13 protein-coding genes, 1 tRNA gene and 1 pseudogene are annotated in these 20232 nt (G+C 74.4%); 14 read left to right on the top strand and 1 reads right to left on the bottom strand.

Going from position 1 to position 20232, the window contains the following annotated elements; genetic code table 11:
- Positions 1-84 precede the first annotated feature (84 nt).
- From EF903_RS07730 to EF903_RS07720, 3 genes and pseudogenes are all read left to right on the top strand, one after another.
- On the top strand, positions 85-276 hold the full coding sequence (locus tag EF903_RS07730) for a DUF4244 domain-containing protein (protein ID WP_125542232.1): 192 nt from the start codon (positions 85-87) through the stop codon (positions 274-276).
- A gap of 67 nt (positions 277-343) precedes the next feature.
- Positions 344-652, top strand: a complete 309-nt coding sequence (locus tag EF903_RS07725; RefSeq protein ID WP_312845894.1) for a TadE family type IV pilus minor pilin — start codon at positions 344-346, stop codon at positions 650-652.
- A pseudogene (locus EF903_RS07720) lies at positions 649-909 on the top strand (Rv3654c family TadE-like protein); the annotation flags it as partial. The gene EF903_RS07725 and the pseudogene EF903_RS07720, both read left to right, overlap by 4 nt.
- Positions 910-1017: 108 nt before the next feature.
- Here EF903_RS07720 and EF903_RS07715 read toward each other — a convergent pair.
- Positions 1018-3501: a DEAD/DEAH box helicase gene (locus EF903_RS07715; protein ID WP_125542214.1), complete on the bottom strand. Its 2484-nt coding sequence runs from the start codon at positions 3499-3501 to the stop codon at positions 1018-1020.
- Positions 3502-3583: 82 nt separating this feature from the next.
- Here EF903_RS07715 and bldG point away from each other — a divergent pair, with 82 nt between their 5' ends.
- From bldG to EF903_RS07660, 11 genes are all read left to right on the top strand, one after another.
- Positions 3584-3925: an anti-sigma factor antagonist BldG gene (gene bldG, locus EF903_RS07710; RefSeq protein WP_030152678.1), complete on the top strand. Its 342-nt coding sequence runs from the start codon at positions 3584-3586 to the stop codon at positions 3923-3925.
- Between the two features lie 128 nt (positions 3926-4053).
- Positions 4054-4491 (top strand): ATP-binding protein, encoded by a 438-nt coding sequence (locus EF903_RS07705; protein WP_125542212.1) that lies wholly within the window; start codon positions 4054-4056, stop codon positions 4489-4491.
- Between the two features lie 259 nt (positions 4492-4750).
- Positions 4751-7153 (top strand): sodium-translocating pyrophosphatase, encoded by a 2403-nt coding sequence (locus tag EF903_RS07700; RefSeq protein ID WP_125542210.1) that lies wholly within the window; start codon positions 4751-4753, stop codon positions 7151-7153.
- A 138-nt stretch (positions 7154-7291) separates the two neighbouring features.
- Complete coding sequence (locus EF903_RS07695) at positions 7292-7852, top strand: small secreted protein (RefSeq protein ID WP_125542208.1); 561 nt, start codon at positions 7292-7294, stop codon at positions 7850-7852.
- Positions 7853-7975: 123 nt separating this feature from the next.
- The gene (locus tag EF903_RS07690; protein ID WP_125542206.1) at positions 7976-9499 is read left to right on the top strand and encodes a methyltransferase; all 1524 of its coding nucleotides are present in this window, start codon (positions 7976-7978) and stop codon (positions 9497-9499) included.
- 136 nt (positions 9500-9635) lie between these two features.
- Positions 9636-9833, top strand: coding sequence for a hypothetical protein (locus tag EF903_RS07685; protein WP_125542204.1), 198 nt, complete (start codon positions 9636-9638; stop codon positions 9831-9833).
- A gap of 268 nt (positions 9834-10101) precedes the next feature.
- A complete protein-coding gene (gene topA / locus EF903_RS07680; protein WP_125542202.1) occupies positions 10102-12942 on the top strand; it encodes a type I DNA topoisomerase in 2841 nt (946 codons plus the stop codon).
- Positions 12943-13167: 225 nt separating this feature from the next.
- A complete protein-coding gene (gene tmk, locus EF903_RS07675; protein ID WP_125542200.1) occupies positions 13168-16350 on the top strand; it encodes a dTMP kinase in 3183 nt (1060 codons plus the stop codon).
- 539 nt (positions 16351-16889) lie between these two features.
- Entirely contained in the window at positions 16890-18101 is a 1212-nt protein-coding gene (locus EF903_RS07670) for a DNA polymerase III subunit delta' (RefSeq protein ID WP_125542198.1), read from the top strand.
- Between the two features lie 193 nt (positions 18102-18294).
- Entirely contained in the window at positions 18295-19863 is a 1569-nt protein-coding gene (locus tag EF903_RS07665) for an alpha/beta hydrolase (RefSeq protein ID WP_125542197.1), read from the top strand.
- A gap of 117 nt (positions 19864-19980) precedes the next feature.
- Positions 19981-20054: transfer RNA gene (locus EF903_RS07660), tRNA-Thr, on the top strand.
- The last annotated feature ends 178 nt before the right edge of the window (positions 20055-20232 follow it).

The raw sequence follows: 20232 nt of genomic DNA, 5'->3' as shown, positions 1-20232 counted from the left end.
AAAGTAATCAGAAGTGGCGGGTGGGGCGCAAAAGAAGCTGAGAGAACGTCAGTGAACGTATTTCCACAGGAGGTTGCCGTGAAGATGATCTGGTTTCGTGTGCGGGCCGTGATCGGCGGGCGTGCCGGCGATGCGGGGATGTCGACATCGGAATACGCCATGGGAACGATCGCGGCGTGTGCGTTCGCCGCGGTCCTGTACAAGGTGGTGACGAGCGACGTGGTCTCCACGGCGCTCCAGTCGACCATCGGAAAGGCACTCGATGTGCCTTTCTGAGGAAAAGCCGCGGCCGGCTCCGGCCCGGCCGCGCGACGGCGGATTCGCCACCGCGGAGGCGGCTCTGGTGATTCCGGCCCTGGTGCTGTTCGCCGCCCTCCTGGTGTGGGCGCTGATGGCGGCGGCCGCGCAGATCCGCTGCGTGGACGCGGCCCGGGTCGGTGCCCGGGCCGCGGCCCGCTCCGAGCCGGGGCAGGACGCGGCCGCGGCGGCCCGGTCGGCCGCCCCGGCCGGAGCCGAGGTGGTGATCGAACGCAGGGGCGACCTGTGGCACGTTCGGGTGGAGGCGCCCGCTCCGGGGCCGGCCGGGCTGCAGGTGCGGCTCGGGGCCCGGGCGGCAGCGCTGGCCGAGGACAGCGTGGGGCCGCCGCCATGAGGGGCGACAGGGGTTCGGCGACCGTGTGGGCGGCCCTCGTGGCCACCGCCCTGGGGGCGGTGTTCGGCGGGGTGCTCCTGCTCGGCCAGGCGGTGGCCGCCCGCCACCGCGCGGCGGCGGCCGCCGACCTCGGGGCGCTCGCCGCGGCCGCCACCTGGGCCCGCGGTCCCGAGGCCGCGTGCGCCGCCGCCCGGCGCGTGGCTGCGGCGCAGGGCGCCTCCGTCGCCGCCTGCCTCCTCCACGGGGAGGTGGCAGAGGTGGCGGCCCGCCCCGCCGCGGGCCCCTTCACCCCGGTGATCAGTGCCCGCGCGGGCCCGTCCTCCGCCGGGGACGCGCCCCCTGCGGCCTGGCTGGAGTCGTACGGCTCAGGGGGCGGGCCGGTGCGGGCCGGGTCCGGCGGCGTTGGGGGCGTGGGTGAGGAGGCGGGTCAGGAGGCGGATCGCGCCGCGCTTGTGGAGCGGGTCGTTGCCGTTGCCGCACTTCGGGGACTGGATGCAGGAGGGGCAGCCCGCCTCGCACTCGCAGGCGGCGATCGCGTCGCGGGTCGCCGTCAGCCAGGCGCGGGCCGTGTGGAAGGCCCGCTCCGCGAAGCCGGCGCCCCCGGGGTGGCCGTCGTAGACGAACACGGTCGGCAGGAGGGTGTCCGGGTGCAGGGGGACGGAGACGCCGCCGATGTCCCAGCGGTCGCAGGTCGCGAACAGCGGCAGCAGGCCGATGGAGGCGTGCTCGGCGGCGTGCAGGGCCCCGCCCAGGATCTCCGGGGAGATCCCGGCCTCGTCCAGCTGGTCCTCGGTGACGGTCCACCACACGGCGCGGGTGCGCAGGGTGCGCGGCGGCAGGTCCAGCCTGGCCTCGCCGAGGACCTCGCCGGTGATCAGCTTGCGGCGCAGGTAGGACACCACCTGGTTGGTGACCTCCACCGAGCCGTAGCAGAGCCGGGCGTCCCCCCAGGGGATCTCGGCGTCGGTCTCCAGCACGGAGACGGCGGTGGTGTCGCGGGCGGTCGTCGAGAAGGGCGGGTCGGCCTCCTCGACGAGGGCGACGGAGTCCTCCAGGTCGAGGTGCCGCACCAGATAGGTGCGGCCCTGGTGGAGGTGGACGGCGCCGTCGTGGACGGCGGTGTGGGCCGCGGACTCGTCCACCGTGCCCAGCAGCCGCCCCGTGGCGGCCTCCACGATCTGCACCGGGCGGCCGCCCCCGCCCCGGATGTCCGCCAGGTCCGCGGCCCGCTCCCGGCGCGTCCAGTGCCAGGCCGTGGCCCGCCGGCGCAGCAGCTTCGCCGCCTCCAGTTGCGGTACGAGCTCCCGGGCGGCCGGGCCGAACAGCGGGAGGTCCGCCTCCGTCAGCGGGGCCTCCGCGGCGGCCGCGCACAGGTGAGGCGCCAGGACGTACGGGTTGTCCGGGTCCAGGACGGTGGCCTCCACCGGCTGCCTAAAGAGGGCCTCCGGATGGTGCACCAGGTAGGTGTCGAGCGGGTCGTCGCGGGCGATCAGCACGGCCAGGGCGCCCTGGCCGGAGCGGCCGGCCCGGCCCGCCTGCTGCCACAGCGAAGCCCGGGTCCCCGGATAGCCGGTGATCAGGACCGCGTCGAGCCCGGACACGTCCACGCCCAGCTCCAGGGCCGTCGTCGCGGCCAGGCCCAGCAGCTCACCGGAGTGCAGGGCCGCCTCCAGGGCCCGCCGCTCCTCCGGCAGGTAGCCGCCGCGGTAGGCGGCCACCCGCCCGGGCAGCGACCGGTCGACCTCGGCGAGCCGCTCCTGCGCGATCACCGAGATCAGCTCGGCGCCCCGCCTGGACCGGACGAACGCCACCGTCCGGACCCCCTGCACGACGAGGTCGGTCAGCAGGTCGGCGGTCTCGGCCGTGGCCGTGCGCCGCACCGGGGCCCCCCGCTCGCCCCGCAGGTCGGTCAGCGGCGGCTCCCACAGCGCGAAGACGACCTCGCCCCGCGGGGAGGCGTCGTCGGTGACCTCGCGGACCGGCAGGCCCGTCAGGCGCGACGCGGCGGCCGCCGGGTCGCTCGCGGTGGCGGACGCCAGCAGGAACACCGGATCGGCGCCGTAGCGGGCGCACAGCCGCCGCAGCCGGCGCAGCACCTGGGCCACGTGCGAGCCGAAGACGCCCCGGTAGGTGTGGCACTCGTCGACCACGACGTAGCGCAGGGCGCGCAGGAAGGAGGACCAGCGGGCGTGGCCCGGCAGGATCCCGCGGTGCAGCATGTCGGGGTTGGTCAGGACGTAGTTCGCGTACTGGCGCACCCATTCGCGTTCTTCCACCGGCGTGTCGCCGTCGTACACGGCGGGGCGGACCGAGGTGCCCAGCGGCGCCGCCAGTTCGCGCACGGCGCGCCGCTGGTCGGCGGCCAGCGCCTTCGTCGGGGCCAGGTACAGGGCGGTCGCGCCCCGCCCGTTCGGGGCCTCCGAGCCGTCCGCGAGCGCGGACAGCACCGGCGCCAGGTAGGCCAGCGACTTGCCGGAGGCCGTCCCGGTGGCGACCACCACGGACTCGCCGTCCAGGGCGTGCTCCGCGGCCGCCGCCTGGTGCGCCCAGGGATGCTCGACACCCGCGGAGCGGATCGCGGCCACGACATCCGTTCGGATGCGGTCGGGCCACACTGCATGACGGCCCTCCCGAGGGGGCAAGTGCTCCGTATGAGTGATGCGTGCAGCCCTGTACGGCCCCCGTGACAGGCGGTCCAGGACCGTGCCGGGAGCGGGTTTCGGGTCCCCGGACGCCGTATGGCGACCGGGGCGGTGAGTATTGGCCATTGGAACCGAGTGTGTCACCGGCGTGCAGGACAATGGACGGAAGGCGTCGTGCGCGCCTGCCGGTAAGTGGTTGAATGCCATCGCGGCAGCCAATCTCTCCCCCGCCCGCGGGTGGGGGAGGCCCCTGGGGGGCGCCGCTCGATAGCAAGGTGCTGGAGGATCCGTGGACCTGTCCCTGTCGACTCGCACTGTCGGCGACCGCACGGTCGTGGAGGTCGGTGGCGAGATTGATGTGTATACCGCGCCCAAGCTGCGCGAGCAGTTGGTCGAGTTGGTGAACGACGGCAGCTACCACCTGGTTGTCGACATGGAGCGGGTGGACTTCCTCGACTCCACCGGCCTCGGTGTGCTCGTCGGCGGCCTCAAGCGCGTCCGCGCGCACGAGGGCTCGCTGCGGCTGGTCTGCAACCAGGAGCGCATCCTGAAGATCTTCCGCATCACGGGTCTGACCAAGGTGTTCCCGATCCACACGACGGTGGAGGACGCCGTCGCCGCCACCGACTGACGTCCGTCCCCGCCCCCGGGCGCGGCCGTACGCCGGCCCGGGCAGCGGGGGCGCCGGAGAGAAGCGGGGGCGCGGGCCGCGGGCGGCCCGGGCCCTCCGCAAGGCACGCCCAGTCCGAGGGGGACGCAATGGCCACCGTTGAACTCCGCTTCAGCGCCCAGCCCGAGCACGTCCGCACGGCCCGCCTGGTCGCGGCCGCCGTCGCGCGGCGGGTCGGCGTGGACGAAGCCGTGCTCGACGAGGTCCGCCTCGCCGTGGGCGAGGCCTGCTCGCGCGCCGTCGGACTGCACCTGAGCAACGGGCTCACCGCCCCCGTCCGGGTGGTGCTCACCGAGGAGGAGAAGTCCTTCTCCATCGAGGTCGGCGACGAGGTGCCCGGCCCGTCCGGCGGGACCGTGCCGGGTCTGCAGGCGGCCCTCGACCCGGACGGCGACACGGAGGACGAGATGGGGCTCGCGGTGATCAGCGGTCTCGTCGACGACGTCGAAGTGATCAGTGGCGAGGCCGGCGGCACCATCCGCATGAGCTGGCCCGTCTCGGGACCGGGCGAAGGCGAACTCCCTTAGCCGGTACTCCCAGAGTATTTTTGGATCTTATTCGAGGCCCTGCCGAGCAGGGCCTTTTCTCTTGCCCGGACCGTTATTCCCGATCAATGACCAGGCGTCAATGCCTTTGCCCCATTACCTCTTTCGAGGGTAATGGAGTGACGCGATCTATTGGTGGGGTGCAAGAGCAGGCCAATTCCGTTTCCCGTGCACTGTTTTGATGCGGAAGAGGTCCCTACAATCCGTCCACATCTTGAGCTCATCACGTCAAGGAGGACGAATGACGGGGCTCTTCACCCCCAACGCGCCGGACGGCACCGCCGATCTGGCAGCCGCCGTACTCACCGAGGACAACCGGCTCATCGTCATGGTGATCGCGGCCGTGGCAATTGCCGCACTCGTCGTCGCGCAGGTCCTGGTCCGCCAGGTCCTTTCCGCCGACGAGGGAACCGACAGCATGAAGAAGATCGCCGCGGCGGTCCAGGAAGGCGCCAACGCCTACCTCGGCCGGCAGCTGCGCACCCTCGGGATCTTCGCCGTCGTCGTGTTCTTCCTGCTCTTCCTGCTGCCCGCCGACGACTGGGGCCAGCGGGCGGGCCGCTCCGCCTTCTTCCTCGTCGGCGCCCTCTTCTCGGCGATCACCGGCTACATCGGCATGCGCCTCGCCGTCCGGGCCAACGTCCGCGTCGCCGCCGCCGCACGCGAGGCCACTCCGGCCGAGGGCGAGCCCGCCAAGGACCTGACCGAGGTCTCCCACCGGGCGATGCGGATCGCGTTCCGCACCGGCGGCGTCGTCGGCATGTTCACCGTCGGCCTCGGCCTGCTCGGCGCCTCCTGCGTCGTCCTGGTGTACGCCGCCGACGCCCCCAAGGTCCTGGAGGGCTTCGGCCTCGGCGCCGCCCTGATCGCGATGTTCATGCGCGTCGGCGGCGGCATCTTCACCAAGGCCGCCGACGTCGGCGCCGACCTGGTCGGCAAGGTCGAGCAGGGCATTCCGGAGGACGACCCGCGCAATGCCGCGACCATCGCCGACAACGTGGGCGACAACGTCGGCGACTGCGCGGGCATGGCCGCCGACCTCTTCGAGTCCTACGCCGTCACCCTCGTGGCCGCGCTGATCCTCGGCAAGGCCGCCTTCGGCGACCTCGGCCTCGCCTTCCCGCTCATCGTCCCCGCCATCGGCGTCGTCACCGCGATGATCGGCATCTTCGCGGTCTCCCCGCGCCGCTCCGACCGCAGCGGCATGACCGCCATCAACCGCGGCTTCTTCATCTCCGCCGCGATCTCCCTGGCCCTGGTCGCCGCCGCCGTGTACGCGTACCTGCCGTCCTCGTACAAGGACCTCGCCGGCGTCGAGAACGCGGCGATCACCGGCCACTCCGGCGACCCCCGGATCCTGGCCCTGGTCGCCGTCGCCATCGGCATCGTCCTGGCCGCCCTGATCCAGCAGCTCACCGGCTACTTCACCGAGACCACCCGGCGCCCCGTCCGCGACATCGGCAAGTCCGCCCTGACCGGTCCGGCCACCGTCGTCCTCGCGGGCATCTCCGTCGGCCTGGAGTCCGCCGTCTACACGGCGCTCCTCATCGGCCTCGGCGTCTACGGCGCGTTCCTGCTCGGCGGCACCTCCATCATGCTCGCGCTCTTCGCGGTGGCCCTGGCGGGCACCGGCCTGCTCACCACCGTCGGCGTGATCGTCGCCATGGACACCTTCGGCCCCGTCTCCGACAACGCCCAGGGCATCGCCGAGATGTCCGGCGACGTCGAGGGCGCGGGCGCCCAGGTCCTGACCGACCTCGACGCCGTCGGCAACACCACCAAGGCCATCACCAAGGGCATCGCCATCGCCACCGCCGTGCTCGCCGCGGCCGCGCTGTTCGGCTCGTACAACGACGCCATCTCCACCGCGGTGAAGGAAGTCGGGGCGAAGGCCGGGGAGATGAACCTCAGCCTCGACATCGCCCAGCCCAACAACCTCGTCGGCCTCGTCCTCGGCGCCGCCGTGGTCTTCCTGTTCTCCGGCCTCGCCATCAACGCCGTGTCCCGCTCCGCCGGCTCCGTCGTCTACGAGGTGCGCCGCCAGTTCCGCGAGCACCCCGGGATCATGGACTACACGGAGAAGCCCGAGTACGGGCGCGTCGTCGACATCTGCACCAAGGACGCGCTGCGCGAGCTCGCCACGCCCGGCCTGCTCGCCGTCATGGCGCCCATCGCGGTCGGCTTCGTCCTCGGCGTCGGCGCGCTCGGCGCGTTCCTCGCGGGGGCCATCGGCTGCGGCACCCTGATGGCGGTGTTCCTCGCGAACTCGGGCGGGGCCTGGGACAACGCGAAGAAGCTCGTCGAGGACGGCCACCACGGCGGCAAGGGCAGCGACGCCCACGCCGCGACCGTCATCGGCGACACCGTCGGCGACCCGTTCAAGGACACCGCGGGCCCGGCCATCAACCCGCTGCTGAAGGTGATGAACCTGGTGGCACTGCTCATCGCGCCGGCCGTCGTGCAGTTCAGCTACGGCGCCGACACCAGCCCGACCGTCCGCGCGGTCGTCGCGGCCGTCGCGATCACCGTCATCGTCGCCGCGGTCTACGTCTCCAAGCGGCGCGACATCGCCGTCGGCGACGGCGGCGACGGGGCCGCGGCCGAACGGGTCGCCAAGCCGTCCGACCCCGCGGTGGTCTCCTGACCGGAGGGACCCCTCGGCGGCACACCACGGAGGCGGACGGGCGGCGCGCACGGGCGCGCCGCCCGTCCGCCTTTCCGCGACCGGTGACGGCGGGCGTGTATCTTCCCCGCGGAGAGCCTCCTCGAAGGGACCGATCCGGTGAACAAGAAGCTTGCGGCCGCGGTGTCCGGCTGTGCGGCGCTGGTGCTCGTGCTGTCCGGCTGCGGCGACGACGGCGACGAGAAGGCCAACGCCTGGGCCAAGAAGGTCTGCGACGAGTGGCAGCCGCAGTTGGACAAGGTCGAGAAGGCGAACGCCGAGATGAAGCGGGTCTCGTCGCAGGACAGCAAGTCCGACGAGGTCCAGAAGGTCGACTCCGCCGCCTTCCAGACGCAGGCCGACGCATACACGGCGATGGCCAAGGCCCTGCGTGACGCCGGGGTCCCGCCCGTCAAGGACGGGCAGTCCATGCTCGACGCGTCGGCCGGCGGCTTCGACACGGCGGCCAAGGGCTACGCGGACGTGAAGACGAAGATCGACGCGCTGGACGCGAAGGACCCGGCGAAGTTCGCCGACGGCCTCGAAGCGCTCGGCGGCGACATCGAGGCGGCGAACCAGGGCAGCAAGAGCGCCTTCGACGAGCTCAACAAGAGCGGCCTGGCGAAGGCGTTGAACGCGCAGAAGGGCTGCAAGGTCGCGTCCCCCGCACCGACGGGCTGATCCGCAGGCGCCGCCGGGCCGCCGGGCCGCCCGCCCGGCGGCCCGCCCGCCCCGCCGCCCCGCCGCCCCGCCGCCCGGCCGCGCGCCGCACGGATCGGCGGCGCCGGCCGACACAATGGACGGGTGAGTACCTCCAGCCTCCCCACGCCCGACCGCGCCGCCGAACTCCGCACCGCGCTGCTCGCCGCCGGCTTCACCGCCGACGGGCTGCTCGACCTCCTCGGCGCCCCCGCCTACGCCGCCCTCGCCCGCAGCGAGACCGTGCCCGCCCTGCGCGCCACGCGGAGCGCCGGCAGCAGCCCGCTCGCGAGCCTGGTCCGGCTGTTCCTGCTCCGGCAGACCGTGCCGTCCGCGGACGCCGCGCGGGCGCTTCCCCTGGAGGCCGCGCTCGCCGACGGCTGGCTGCACCGCGCGGAGTCGGCGGGCGGCGGGGACGCGGTCCGCGCCGCCGTCGACATCCGCCCGTACGGCGGCCCGGACGGCGAGGACTGGTTCATCGTCTCCGACCTCGGCTGCGCCGTCGGCGGGGCCGGCGGGATCGGCTCCCGCGAGGAGGGCGTCGTCCTCGGCGTCGGCGGCGCCTCCACCACCCTCGCCGGGATCACCGTGCGCACCCCCGTCGGCAGCGCCCTCGACCTCGGCACCGGATCCGGCATCCAGGCGCTGCACGCCGCCGGGCACGCCACCCGCGTCACCGCCACCGACGTCAACCCCCGCGCCCTGGAATTCACCCGGCTGACGCTCGCGCTGTCCGGGGCGCCCGAGGCCGAGCTGCTCCTCGGGTCGCTGTTCGAGCCCGTCGGTGACGCCGCGTACGACCTCATCGTGTCCAACCCGCCGTTCGTCATCTCCCCCGGCGCGCGGCTGACGTACCGGGACGGCGGCATGGGCGGCGACGACCTCTGCCGCACGCTCGTGCAGCAGGCCGGCGCGCACCTCAACCCCGGCGGCTACGCGCAGTTCCTCGGCAACTGGCAGCACGTCGAGGGCGAGGACTGGCGCGACCGCGTCCGCTCCTGGGTGCCGCGCGGCTGCGACGCCTGGATCGTCCAGCGCGACGTCCAGGACGTCACCCAGTACGCCGAGCTGTGGCTGCGCGACGCGGGCGACCACCGCACCGCGCCGGAGGAGTACGCGCGCCGGTACGAGGAATGGCTCGACGAGTTCGAGGCCCGCAAGACCAAGGCGGTCGGCTTCGGGTGGATCACGCTGCGCCGCAGCGGCGCGCAGGAGCCGTCGATCGTGATCGAGGAGTGGCCGCACCCGGTGGAGCAGCCGCTCGGCGACGCCGTCGCGGCGCACTTCGCCCGCCAGGACTACCTGCGCGACCACGACGACGCGGCCCTGCTGGAGGCCCGCTTCGTCCTGGCCGGCGAGGTCGTCCAGGAGCAGGTCGGCGCGCCCGGCGCCGAGGACCCCGAGCACGTGGTGCTGCGGCAGAACCGCGGCATGCGGCGGGCCACCAAGGTCGACACGGTCGGGGCCGGTTTCGCGGGCGTCTGCGACGGCTCGCTCAGCGCGGGCCGGATCCTCGACGCCATCGCGCAACTGGTGCAGGAGGACCCGGTGGGGCTGCGGGACCGGACCCCGGAGGCGATCCGGCTGCTCGTCGAGCAGGGCTTCCTGGAGCCTGTCGCCGAGCACTGAGCCGTCACCGGGGGTTCGCCCGCCGTTCCCCCGCGGCTGGCAGGCTCCCCGGCGGAGGGCGTACGGCCGCAGGGGCCCCGGGGTACCGGGGGGACGCCGGGGCCCCTGGGCGGCCTTGCGACGAGGGGGGAACGGCATGGAGCGCGGTCCGGCGGTGTTCGCGGCAGCGGTGTTCCTGCTGTACGGGACGGCCCTGCTGGCCTGGACGGGGGCGTGCGCACGACGCGGTGCGCCGGTCGCCGAGGGCGTGCGCCCCTCGCTCGCCCTCCCGGCGGCCCTGCTCGGCGCGGCGGCGTCGCTGGCCCTCGGGGCGTGGTGCCTCGCACATCTCTGACTCCGTCCGCCCCGCCGACCGCGGCTCTCGGAGCAAAGCCGGACGTCAAGAGGGGTGCGGGGGCGGGGCCAGACGGCCCCCTGGCCACTCGGGCCGGTGATCGGGACCGGTCCGGCGGGGTATCCGGGCGGCAGAAATGGCACTAGTCGGGTTACCGTTCGAGTGGCCGTTGCGGGCTTGTGCCGTTTGACACGGGGGCGGGTTGTACCGTCACACTCCGCAGCGTCGCCGTACTGCGACCGAGTGCCGACCGGAGAGAAGAGCCAAGTTGTCCCCGACTAGCGAGACCGCACAGGGCGGCCGCCGACTCGTCATCGTCGAGTCCCCTGCCAAGGCGAAGACGATCAAGGGCTACCTCGGCCCGGGATACGTCGTCGAGGCGAGCGTCGGGCACATCCGCGACCTCCCGAACGGCGCCGCGGAGGTACCCGAGAAGTACACGGGCGAGGTGCGCCGCCTCGGCGTGGACGTCGAGCACGACTTCCAGCCGATCTACGTCGTCAACGCCGACAAGAAGGCCCAGGTCAGGAAGCTCAAGGAGCTGCTGGCCGAATCCGACGAGCTTTTCCTGGCCACCGATGAGGACCGCGAGGGCGAGGCCATCGCGTGGCACCTCCAGGAGGTCCTCAAGCCCAAGGTCCCTGTCCACCGCATGGTCTTCCACGAGATCACCAAGGACGCGATCCGCGACGCCGTGGCCAACCCGCGCGAGCTGAACCAGCGCATGGTCGACGCCCAGGAGACCCGCCGCATCCTCGACCGGCTCTACGGCTACGAGGTCTCCCCGGTGCTGTGGAAGAAGGTCATGCCGAAGCTCTCGGCGGGCCGCGTGCAGTCCGTGGCCACCCGCCTCGTCGTCGAGCGCGAGCGCGAGCGCATCGCCTTCCGCTCCGCCGAGTACTGGGACCTGACCGGTACCTTCTCGACCGGCCGGGCCGGCGACCCCTCCGACCCGTCCACCCTCGTCGCGCGCCTGAACACCGTCGACGGCAAGCGCGTCGCCCAGGGCCGCGACTTCGGCGCGAACGGACGGCTGAAGAACGCCGAGGTGCTCCACCTCGACGAGGCGAACGCGCGCGCCCTGGCCGCCGCCCTCGCGGACAGCTCCTTCGCGGTCCGCTCGGTCGAGTCCAAGCCGTACCGCCGCTCCCCGTACGCCCCGTTCCGTACGACGACGCTCCAGCAGGAGGCCTCGCGCAAGCTCGGCTTCGGGGCGAAGGCGACCATGCAGGTGGCGCAGAAGCTGTACGAGAACGGCTTCATCACCTACATGCGAACCGACTCCACGACGCTGTCCGAAACCGCCGTGGCAGCGGCCCGTGCGCAGGTCACGCAGCTGTACGGGGCCGACTACCTGCCGGAGAAGGCGCGCGTCTACGCGGGCAAGGTCAAGAACGCGCAGGAGGCCCACGAGGCGATTCGCCCTTCGGGTGATCGTTTCCGCACGCCCGCCGAGACCGGCCTGACCGGCGACCAGTTCCGGCTCTACGAGCTGATCTGGAAGCGGACCGTCGCCTCCCAGATGAAGGACGCGACCGGCAACTCCGTCACCGTCAGGATCGGCGGCACGGCCCGCGACGGCCGGGACGCCGAGTTCACCGCCTCCGGCAAGACCATCACCTTCCACGGCTTCATGAAGGCGTACGTCGAGGGCGCGGACGACCCGAACGCCGAGCTCGACGACCGCGAGCGGCGCCTGCCGCAGGTCGCCGAGGGCGACGCGCTCGCCGCCGACGAGATCACCGCCGACGGCCACGCCACCAAGCCGCCGGCCCGCTACACCGAGGCCTCGCTGGTCAAGGAGCTCGAAGAGCGCGAGATCGGCCGCCCGTCGACGTACGCGTCGATCATCGGCACGATCCTCGACCGCGGGTACGTCTTCAAGAAGGGCACGGCCCTCGTGCCGTCCTTCCTGTCGTTCGCCGTGGTCAACCTGCTGGAGAAGCACTTCGGCCGGCTCGTCGACTACGACTTCACCGCCAAGATGGAGGACGACCTCGACCGCATCGCCCGCGGCGAGGCCCAGGCCGTGCCGTGGCTCAAGCGCTTCTACTTCGGCTCCGAGGAGGCCTCGGACATCGTGCCCGCCGACGGCGACCACCTCGGCGGCCTGAAGGAGCTCGTCACCGACCTCGGCGCGATCGACGCCCGGGAGATCTCCTCCTTCCCGGTCGGCGAGGGCATCGTGCTGCGCGTCGGCCGCTACGGGCCGTACGTGGAGCGCGGCGAGAAGGACGCCGAGGGCCACCAGCGGGCCGACGTGCCCGACGACCTCGCCCCGGACGAGCTGACGGTCGCCTACGCGGAGGAGCTCTTCGCCAAGCCGAGCGGCGAGTTCCAGCTGGGCGCCGACCCGGTCAGCGGCAACCAGATCGTCGCCAAGGACGGCCGGTACGGGCCGTACGTGACCGAGGTCCTGCCCGAGGGCACGCCCAAGACCGGCAAGAACGCGGTCAAGCCGCGCACCGCCTCGCTGTTCAAGTCGATGTCCCTGGACACGGTCACCCTCGACGACGCGCTCAAGCTGATGTCGCTGCCGCGCGTCGTGGGCACCGATGCCGAGGGCGTGGAGATCACCGCCCAGAACGGCCGGTACGGCCCGTACCTGAAGAAGGGGACGGACTCTCGGTCGCTGGAGTCGGAGGAGCAGCTCTTCACGATCACGCTCGACGAGGCGCTGGCGATCTACGCCCAGCCCAAGGCCCGCGGACGGGCGGCGGCCAAGCCGCCGCTGAAGGAGCTGGGCACGGACCCGGTCAGCGAGCGGCCGGTCGTCGTCAAGGACGGCCGCTTCGGCCCGTACGTGACGGACGGCGAGACGAACGCGACGCTGCGGCGCGACGACGACGTGGAGACGATCACGCCGGAGCGCGGCTACGAGCTGCTCGCCGAGAAGCGGGCGAAGGGGCCGGCGAAGAAGACGGCCAAGAAGGCCCCCGCGAAGAAGGCGACGACCGCGAAGAAGGCGACGGCCGCGAAGAAGACGGCCGTCAAGAAGACCGCGGCGGCCAAGACGACGACGGCGAAGAAGACGGCCGCGAAGAAGACGACCACCGCGAAGTCGGCGGCCGCGAAGAAGACGGCAGCGGCGGCCTCGGTCGAGGAGTAGGCAGGACCGCAGGACCCGGCGGGGCGGTACCGGCGCGAGCGCGCGGGGTACCGCCCCGCCGCGCGTCCGGCCCCGCCGCGCGTCCGGGGTCCGGGCCTCCGGTGGTCGGAGGGGGGCGGAGGCGGTCGGACGGGCTCGGACGAGGTCGGAGGGGCGCCCGGCGGGGGCCGCCGGGGTTGTCCACAGGCCTCCGCAGCCGTCCGGCGCAGCGGATAGGCTGGGCGGATGACGCGAGCCGAGCAGCCGACTGGCGTGACCGCCCCCGTGAACCCCTCCTACGACGAAGCCCTCGCCGCGGACTCCCGCGAGCGGGCGGTGCGCGCCCTGCTGCGCACACCCAGGCTGCGGCGGTTGTGGAGCGCCCAGCTCGTGAGCGGCATCGGCGACGCCCTCGCCCTGCTGGTCCTGGTGCTGCTGGCCTTCCAGACCGCCGTCTCCCAGGAGGTGTTCGGCGGCGGCTACCGCGGCTGGGCCCTGACGATCGCGGCCGTCTTCGGCGTCCGCATCGCCGCGACCCTGCTCTTCGGCGCCGTCCTGCTCGGCCCGCTCGCGGCGCTCATCGCCCCCGGCGGCAAACTCGACCGCCGCTGGACCATGATCGCGGCAGACGGGGTCCGGATCGGGCTCTTCGTCGTCGCCCCGCTGTGGCTCGACTGGACCCCGGCGCACGCGTTGACCGCGCTGCTGGCCACCGTCTTCGTCGCCGGCGCCGCCGAGCGGCTGTGGACCACGGCCAAGGACAGCGCCGCCCCCGGCCTGCTGCCCGCCGCGCCGCCCGAGGGCGCCGCCGTACGGCCGCTGCCCGACCACCTCGACGCGCTGCGCCGGCTCACCCTGCGCACCTCGTTCGCCGCGATGCCCGCCGCGGCGGCCGTACTGCTCGCCGCCACCCTGATCGGCAAGGCCCTCGCCCTCGGCGTGGACTGGCTCGCCGCGAACCAGGCCGCCCTCGGCTCGTACGTGGCGGCCGGACTGTTCGCCGCGTCCCTGTCGCTGCTCGTCCCGCTGGTCCTCCCCGAGAGCCGCACCCCGCGGCCGCGCTCGCCGCTGGAGGGACTGCGCGCCCCCAAGGCGGGGGACCGGCCCGACAAGGGGCGCACCGGCTCCATCCCGCTGTTCGTCCTGGCCTGCGCGGCCGTCGCCGGTGCCGTGTCCGCTGCCGCGGCCGTCGCCGTGCTCCACGCGTACGACCTCGGCGGCGGGCCCGCCGCCTTCGCGCTGCTCGTGCTGGCCCTGCTCGGCGGCACCGCCGCCGGCATCCGCGCCACCCAGGCAGGGAAGGTGCTGCCCGCCCTGTCGCGGCGCCGTCTGCTGGCCCTCGCCACAGCGGTCGCGGGCGCCGCGCTGCTGCTGAGCGGCCTGGTGCCCGACACCGCGACCGTGCTGCTGCTGTCGCTGCTCGCCGGCACCGCCGCGGGCGTCGCCGCGAACACCGGCCACACCCTGCTGGACCAGGAGACCGAGGAGCTCCGCCGCGGCCGCGTCACCGAGCACCTGCAGGCCGTCGTGCGGGTCGCGGTCGGCCTCGGGGCACTCGCCGCCCCCGTCGTGGCGGCCGGCATCGGCCCCCACCGGCTGACCGCCGGCGAGCTGGTGTTCCGGCACGGCGGCGCGGCGTACACGCTGATGCTCGTCGGCGCCCTGCTCCTGCCGGTCGCCGTGATCGTGCTCGCCAAGGCCGACGACCGGGGCGGCGTACCCCTGCGCCGCGACCTGCGCGACGCGCTGCGCGGCGGGGAGCCCCTCCAGGCCCCGGCCGGCTCCGGGTTCTTCATCGCCCTCGAAGGCGGCGACGGCGCCGGCAAGTCCACCCAGGTCCAGGCCCTGGCCGAATGGATACGGAGCAAGGGCCACGAGGTCGTCGTGACGCGCGAGCCGGGCGCCACCCCGGTCGGCAAGCGCCTGCGCTCGATCCTGCTCGACGTCTCCTCCGCCGGGCTGTCGAACCGGGCCGAGGCCCTGCTGTACGCCGCCGACCGCGCCGAGCACGTCGACACGGTGGTCCGGCCCGCCCTGGAGCGCGGCGCCGTCGTCATCAGCGACCGCTACATCGACTCCTCGGTGGCCTACCAGGGCGCCGGCCGCGACCTGTCCCCGACCGAGATCGCCCGCATCTCGCGCTGGGCGACCGACGGGCTCGTCCCCCACCTGACCGTGCTGCTCGACGTCTCGCCGGAGACCGCCCGCGAGCGGTTCACCGAGGCCCCCGACCGGCTGGAGTCGGAGCCCGCCGAGTTCCACCAGCGGGTCCGGGCCGGCTTCCTCACCCTGGCCGCGGCCGACCCCGGCCGCTACCTCGTCGTCGACGCCGGGCAGGACCCGGAGTCCGTGGCCACCGTCGTACGCCACCGCCTGGACCGGATGCTCCCGCTCTCCGAGGCCGAGGCGGTCGCCCGGGTCGAGGCGCGCCGCAAGGCCGAGGAGGAGGCGCGCCGCCGTGCCGAGGAGGAGGCCGCCCGCAAGGCCGAGGAGGAGCGGCTGCGCGCCGAGGAGGAGGCCCGCCGGGCCCGCGAGGCCGAAGAGGCCCGCCTCCGGGCCGAGGCGGAGGCCGCCGAGGCGCGCCGCATCGCCGAGGAGGAGGCCGCCCGCAGGGCCGAGGAGGAGCGGCTGCGCGCCGAAGAGGAGGCGCGCGCCCGCGCCGAGGCCGAGCGGCTCCGCGCCGAGGCCGAGGCGAAGGCCCGCGCCGCCGAGGAGGAGCGTCTGCGCCGCGAGGCGGAAGAGGAGGCCCGGCTGCGCGCCGAGGCCGAGGAGCGGCGCCGGGAGAAGCAGCGGCGCGCCGAGGAGGCGCTGCTGAAGGCCGAGGAGGCGCGCCGGCTGGCGGAGGCCGAGGCGGCCGCCGCCGCAGCGGAAGCGGCCCGCAGGGCCGCCGCGGCGCCGCGGGTCTCCATGGCCAAGGAGCCGCACCCCGACGACGCGGTGACGGTCGAGACTCCGGTGGTCCGGCCGCCGGTGGAGAAGCGGGTCGTCCGCCCGGACGACGTGACGCAGACGGTGCCGATGCCGAAGGCGGACCCGGCCGGGCCCGCCGGCGGCCGGGTCGACCCGGCGGCGGAGACCTCCGTGCTGCCGCCCGTGCCGGCCTCCGACCCGGCCGACGAGACGGCCGTTCTGCCGCCCGTACGCCCGGACGCGCCCCGCTCCCGTCCCCAGGCGCACTCGGCGGTCAGGCCCACGGCCCGGCGCCCCGACCACGACCCGGCGGACCGGGTCCCGCCGGGCATCTTCCGCGACTCCGACGACGACGTGACCCGCGAACTGCCGCTCCTCGACGAAGCCGGACAGCCGCGCGCCGGGCGCCCGTCGTGGGCGCAGGACGCCCCCGAGGACGACGAGCCGACCCTGGCGGACGAACTGCTCGGCCCGCGCCACGACGACGAAGACGACGAGAACGGCCGCCGCCGCCGCTGACCGGGGCGCGTGCACGCGGCGGAGGGCGGGCCCGGCCCGCGTCGACCTGCGTCGGCCCGCCTGCCGCCAGGAGCCCTCGGCGCCCCGTCGGACTCCCGTCCGGAGCCGGAGCCGGGGCCGCGCCGCGCCGGGCTGCCGGCCGGGAGGCGTCCGGCGACACCTGCCGACGGCGGTGCACGCTCCCGGCTTCGGCCCGAGTGCCGTGGCCGCCGTGCCGGGCCTCCGCTGACTGCGAGTGCCCGCGGGCGCACCCGGGTGCCGCAGCACCCGGCTGCGGGCCCGGCAGCCGGCAGGGGCTCGGCGAGGACCGGCAGGGGCCCGGCCGGGAACCCGGCGAGGACCGGAAGGGGCCCGGCCGGGAACCCGGCGAGGACCGGCAGGGGGCCTGGGAGGAATACGGCCGGCACCCGGCGGCAGCTGGGCGTGGTCGGGATTGTCGGCGACGGGCGTCAGACTGGAGGGCGCACGCGCCGGGCCTGCGGCGGCCGTGCGGCCGGCATGGCGGATGGCACATCAGCAGTATGGAAGGCGGTGGGCGGATGCCCGTGTGGGACGACCTGGTGGGCCAGGAGCGGGTGCAGGCGCAGCTTGCCGCGGCCGCCCGGGACGCCGACGCCCTGGTCACGGCCGTTGAGGCGGGGCAGGAGCCGCCGGCCGCGTCCAAGATGACCCACGCCTGGCTCTTCACCGGCCCGCCCGGCTCGGGCCGGGCCACCGCGGCCCGCGCGTTCGCCGCCGCCCTGCAGTGCACCAGCCCGGACCGGGCCCTCGGCGGCGAGCCCGGCTGCGGATTCTGCGACGGCTGCCACACCACCATGGTCGGCACGCACGCGGACGTGGAGGTCGTCCGGACCGACCTGCTGTCCATCGGCGTCAAGGAGACCCGCGACCTCGTCCGCCGCGCCCAGCTCTCCCCGGCCGTCGGCCGCTGGCAGGTCATCGTCCTGGAGGACTCCGACCGCCTGACCGAGGGCGCCGCGAACGTCCTGCTGAAGGCCGTGGAGGAGCCCGCTCCGCGGACCGTGTGGCTGCTGTGCGCCCCGTCCCTGGAGGACGTGCTCCCCACCATCCGCTCCCGCTGCCGGCACCTGACGCTCCGGACCCCGCCCGTGGCGGCCGTCGCGGAGGTCCTCGTCCGGCGCGACGGCATCCCGCCCGACACGGCCGCCTTCGCCGCCCGCGCCACCCAGGGGCACCTCGACCGCGCCCGCAGGCTCGCCCAGGACGAGTCCGCCCGCGCCCGCCGCGCCTCCGTCCTGAGGCTGCCGCTCCGCGTCGGCGACGTCGGCGGCTGCCTGAAGGCCGCGCAGGAGCTCGTCGACGCCGCCGCCGAGGACGCCAAGCAGCTCGCCGAGGAGGTCGACGCGAAGGAGACCGAGGAGCTGAAGGCCGCCCTCGGCGCCGGAGCCGGCACCTCCGGCCGGCTGCCGCGCGGCACGGCCGGCGTGATGAAGGAGCTGGAGGACCGGCAGAAGCGCCGCCGCACCCGCACCCAGCGCGACAGCCTCGACCTCGCCCTGACCGACCTCACCGGCTTCTACCGCGACGTCCTCGCCCTCCAGCTCGGCAGCGCGATCGCCATCGCCAACGAGGACCTGCGGCCCGACCTCGAACGGATCGCCCGGGCCGGCGGCCCCGAGCGCACCCTGCGGCGGATCGAGGCGATCAGCGCCTGCCGCGAGGCCCTCGACCGCAACGTGGCCCCGCTCCTCGCGGTCGAGGCGATGACGATGGCGCTCCGCGCGGGCTGACAGCCGCCCCCGCCCGTCCGGCGGGCCACCCCCTCCGCGCGCCGGAGCCGCGGGCCCGCCCTGGTCGACTGCGGTTGACCGCTCACCCGTACGAGCGAAGCGCCCGGCGGTGGCGCACGAACGCCGGGCGCTGTCCGGGCGCCCGCCCGGCGCCCACCCGGCCGGGCCGCCCGCCAGCACGTAGTCTCCGAGGATGGACACCAGTCGCCTCCTGCGCACCACCGGCACCGTCCTCGCGGCGGCCGGGCTGCTGCTCTCCGGCTGTACCTCGGACGGCTCGACGGCCTCCCGCGCCTCCGCCTCCGCGGTCCGCGGCACCACCCCGTCCGCGCAGCCGACCGCCGTCCCCGCCGCACTGCGCCCGTACTACGAGCAGAAGCCGGCCTGGCGCGACTGCGGTGTCCCCGGCTTCCAGTGCGCCACGATGAAGGCCCCCCTGAACTACGCCCACCCCGAGTCCGGCCAGGACGTCGACATCGCCATCGCCCGCCGCCCCGCGACCGGCCCCGGCAAGCGCCTCGGCTCGCTGGTCGTCAACCCGGGCGGACCGGGCGGCTCCGGCATCGGCTACCTCCAGGCGTTCGCCGGCATCGGCTACCCGGCGTCCGTGCGCGCCCGATACGACATGGTGTCCTTCGACCCGCGCGGCGTGGACCGCAGCAGCCCCGTCCAATGCCTGACCGGCCCGGCCATGGACAAGTTCACGCAGGTGGACCAGACCCCCGACGACGAGGCGGAGCGGGCCCGGCTCGTCGCCTCGTTCAAGGAGTTCGCGGCCGCCTGCCGGGAGCGCTCGGAGCGCATCCTGCCGCACGTCTCCACCGTCGACGCCGCCCGGGACATGGACATGCTGCGCGCGGTGCTCGGCGACGAGAAGCTGACGTACGTCGGCGCCTCGTACGGCACCTTCCTCGGCGCCACATACGCCGACCTCTTCCCCGGCCGGACCGGCCGGCTCGTCCTGGACGGGGCCATGGACCCCTCCCGCTCGGCGATCGACATGAACCGCGACCAGACCGCCGGCTTCGAAACCGCCTTCCGCTCATTCGCCCTGGACTGCGCGAAGCAGCCGGACTGCCCGCTCGGCAAGGGCGGGCCGGACGCGGTGGCCGCCCGCCTCGGGGAGTTCTTCACGACGCTCGACGCCGAGCCGGTGCCCAGCGGCGACCCCGCCCGCCCGCTCGGCGAATCCCTCGCCACCACGGGCGTGATCGCCGCCCTGTACGACGAGAGCGCCTGGCCGCAGCTGCGCGAGGCGATCGCCGCGGCGAAGGACGGCGACGGCTCGGGCCTCCTCGCCCTCGCCGACACGTACTACGAGCGCGATCCCGACGGCCGGTACGCGAACCTGATGTACGCGAACGCCGCCGTGAACTGCCTCGACCAGCCGCCCTCCTTCTCCGGCCCCGAAGCCGTCCAGGCGGCCCTCCCCTCGTTCCGCAAGGCGTCCCCGGTGTTCGGCACGGGCCTGGCATGGGCCGCGCTGAACTGCACGTACTGGCCGGTCAAGGCCACCGGCCAGGCCCGCCCCCTGACCGCGAAGGGCGCCGCTCCGATCGTGGTCGTCGGCACCCTCCGCGACCCGGCGACCCCGTACAAGTGGGCCCAGGCCCTGGCCGGCCAGCTCGACTCGGGCGTCCTCCTCACGTACGACGGCGACGGCCACACGGCGTACGGCCGCGGCAGCCAGTGCGTCGACAACGCGATCAACGCGTACCTCCTGGAGGGCAAGCCGCCGCAGAACGGCAAGAAGTGCACGTGAACCCCCGGCCACAGGCCCGCCCCGGAACCCGGTTCGGGGCACCCCTTCCGAGCCTGTAGACTAGGCGCCGCTGCTGATGAGCGAACCCCGCGAGGGGAACACTTGTCTACCGGCGGTGCCGCCTTAGCTCAGTTGGCCAGAGCAACGCACTCGTAATGCGTAGGTCTCGGGTTCGAATCCCGAAGGCGGCTCGGATACAGCCCAGGTCAGATCCTTCTGACCTGGGCTTTTCTGTGTCCCGGGCCGGCTGGTTGCGGCGTCCGGTGATTGCCGGTCCTCCTGCGTGCCCATTGCGTGCCCGGGCGCGCACGGGCACGCAATGGGCACGCAGGAGGACCGGCAATCACCGGACGCCGCAACCAGCCGGCC

It is taken from the genome of Streptomyces sp. WAC05292 (assembly GCF_003949955.1).
In the GTDB taxonomy this organism is placed as follows: Bacteria; Actinomycetota; Actinomycetes; order Streptomycetales; family Streptomycetaceae; genus Streptomyces; species Streptomyces globosus.
This window is presented reverse-complemented; position numbering and strand designations above follow the sequence as displayed.

Bases quoted from the DNA above. Each gene is read 5' to 3' on its own strand.
- EF903_RS07730 (WP_125542232.1), top strand. From the start codon at position 85: ATGATCTGGTTTCGTGTGCGGGCCGTGATCGGCGGGCGTGCCGGCGAT.
- EF903_RS07715 (WP_125542214.1), bottom strand. From the start codon at position 3,501: ATGGCATTCAACCACTTACCGGCAGGCGCGCACGACGCCTTCCGTCCA.
- EF903_RS07705 (WP_125542212.1), top strand. From the start codon at position 4,054: ATGGCCACCGTTGAACTCCGCTTCAGCGCCCAGCCCGAGCACGTCCGC.
- EF903_RS07700 (WP_125542210.1), top strand. From the start codon at position 4,751: ATGACGGGGCTCTTCACCCCCAACGCGCCGGACGGCACCGCCGATCTG.
- EF903_RS07685 (WP_125542204.1), top strand. From the start codon at position 9,636: ATGGAGCGCGGTCCGGCGGTGTTCGCGGCAGCGGTGTTCCTGCTGTAC.
- tmk (WP_125542200.1), top strand. From the start codon at position 13,168: ATGACGCGAGCCGAGCAGCCGACTGGCGTGACCGCCCCCGTGAACCCC.
- EF903_RS07670 (WP_125542198.1), top strand. From the start codon at position 16,890: ATGCCCGTGTGGGACGACCTGGTGGGCCAGGAGCGGGTGCAGGCGCAG.
- EF903_RS07665 (WP_125542197.1), top strand. From the start codon at position 18,295: ATGGACACCAGTCGCCTCCTGCGCACCACCGGCACCGTCCTCGCGGCG.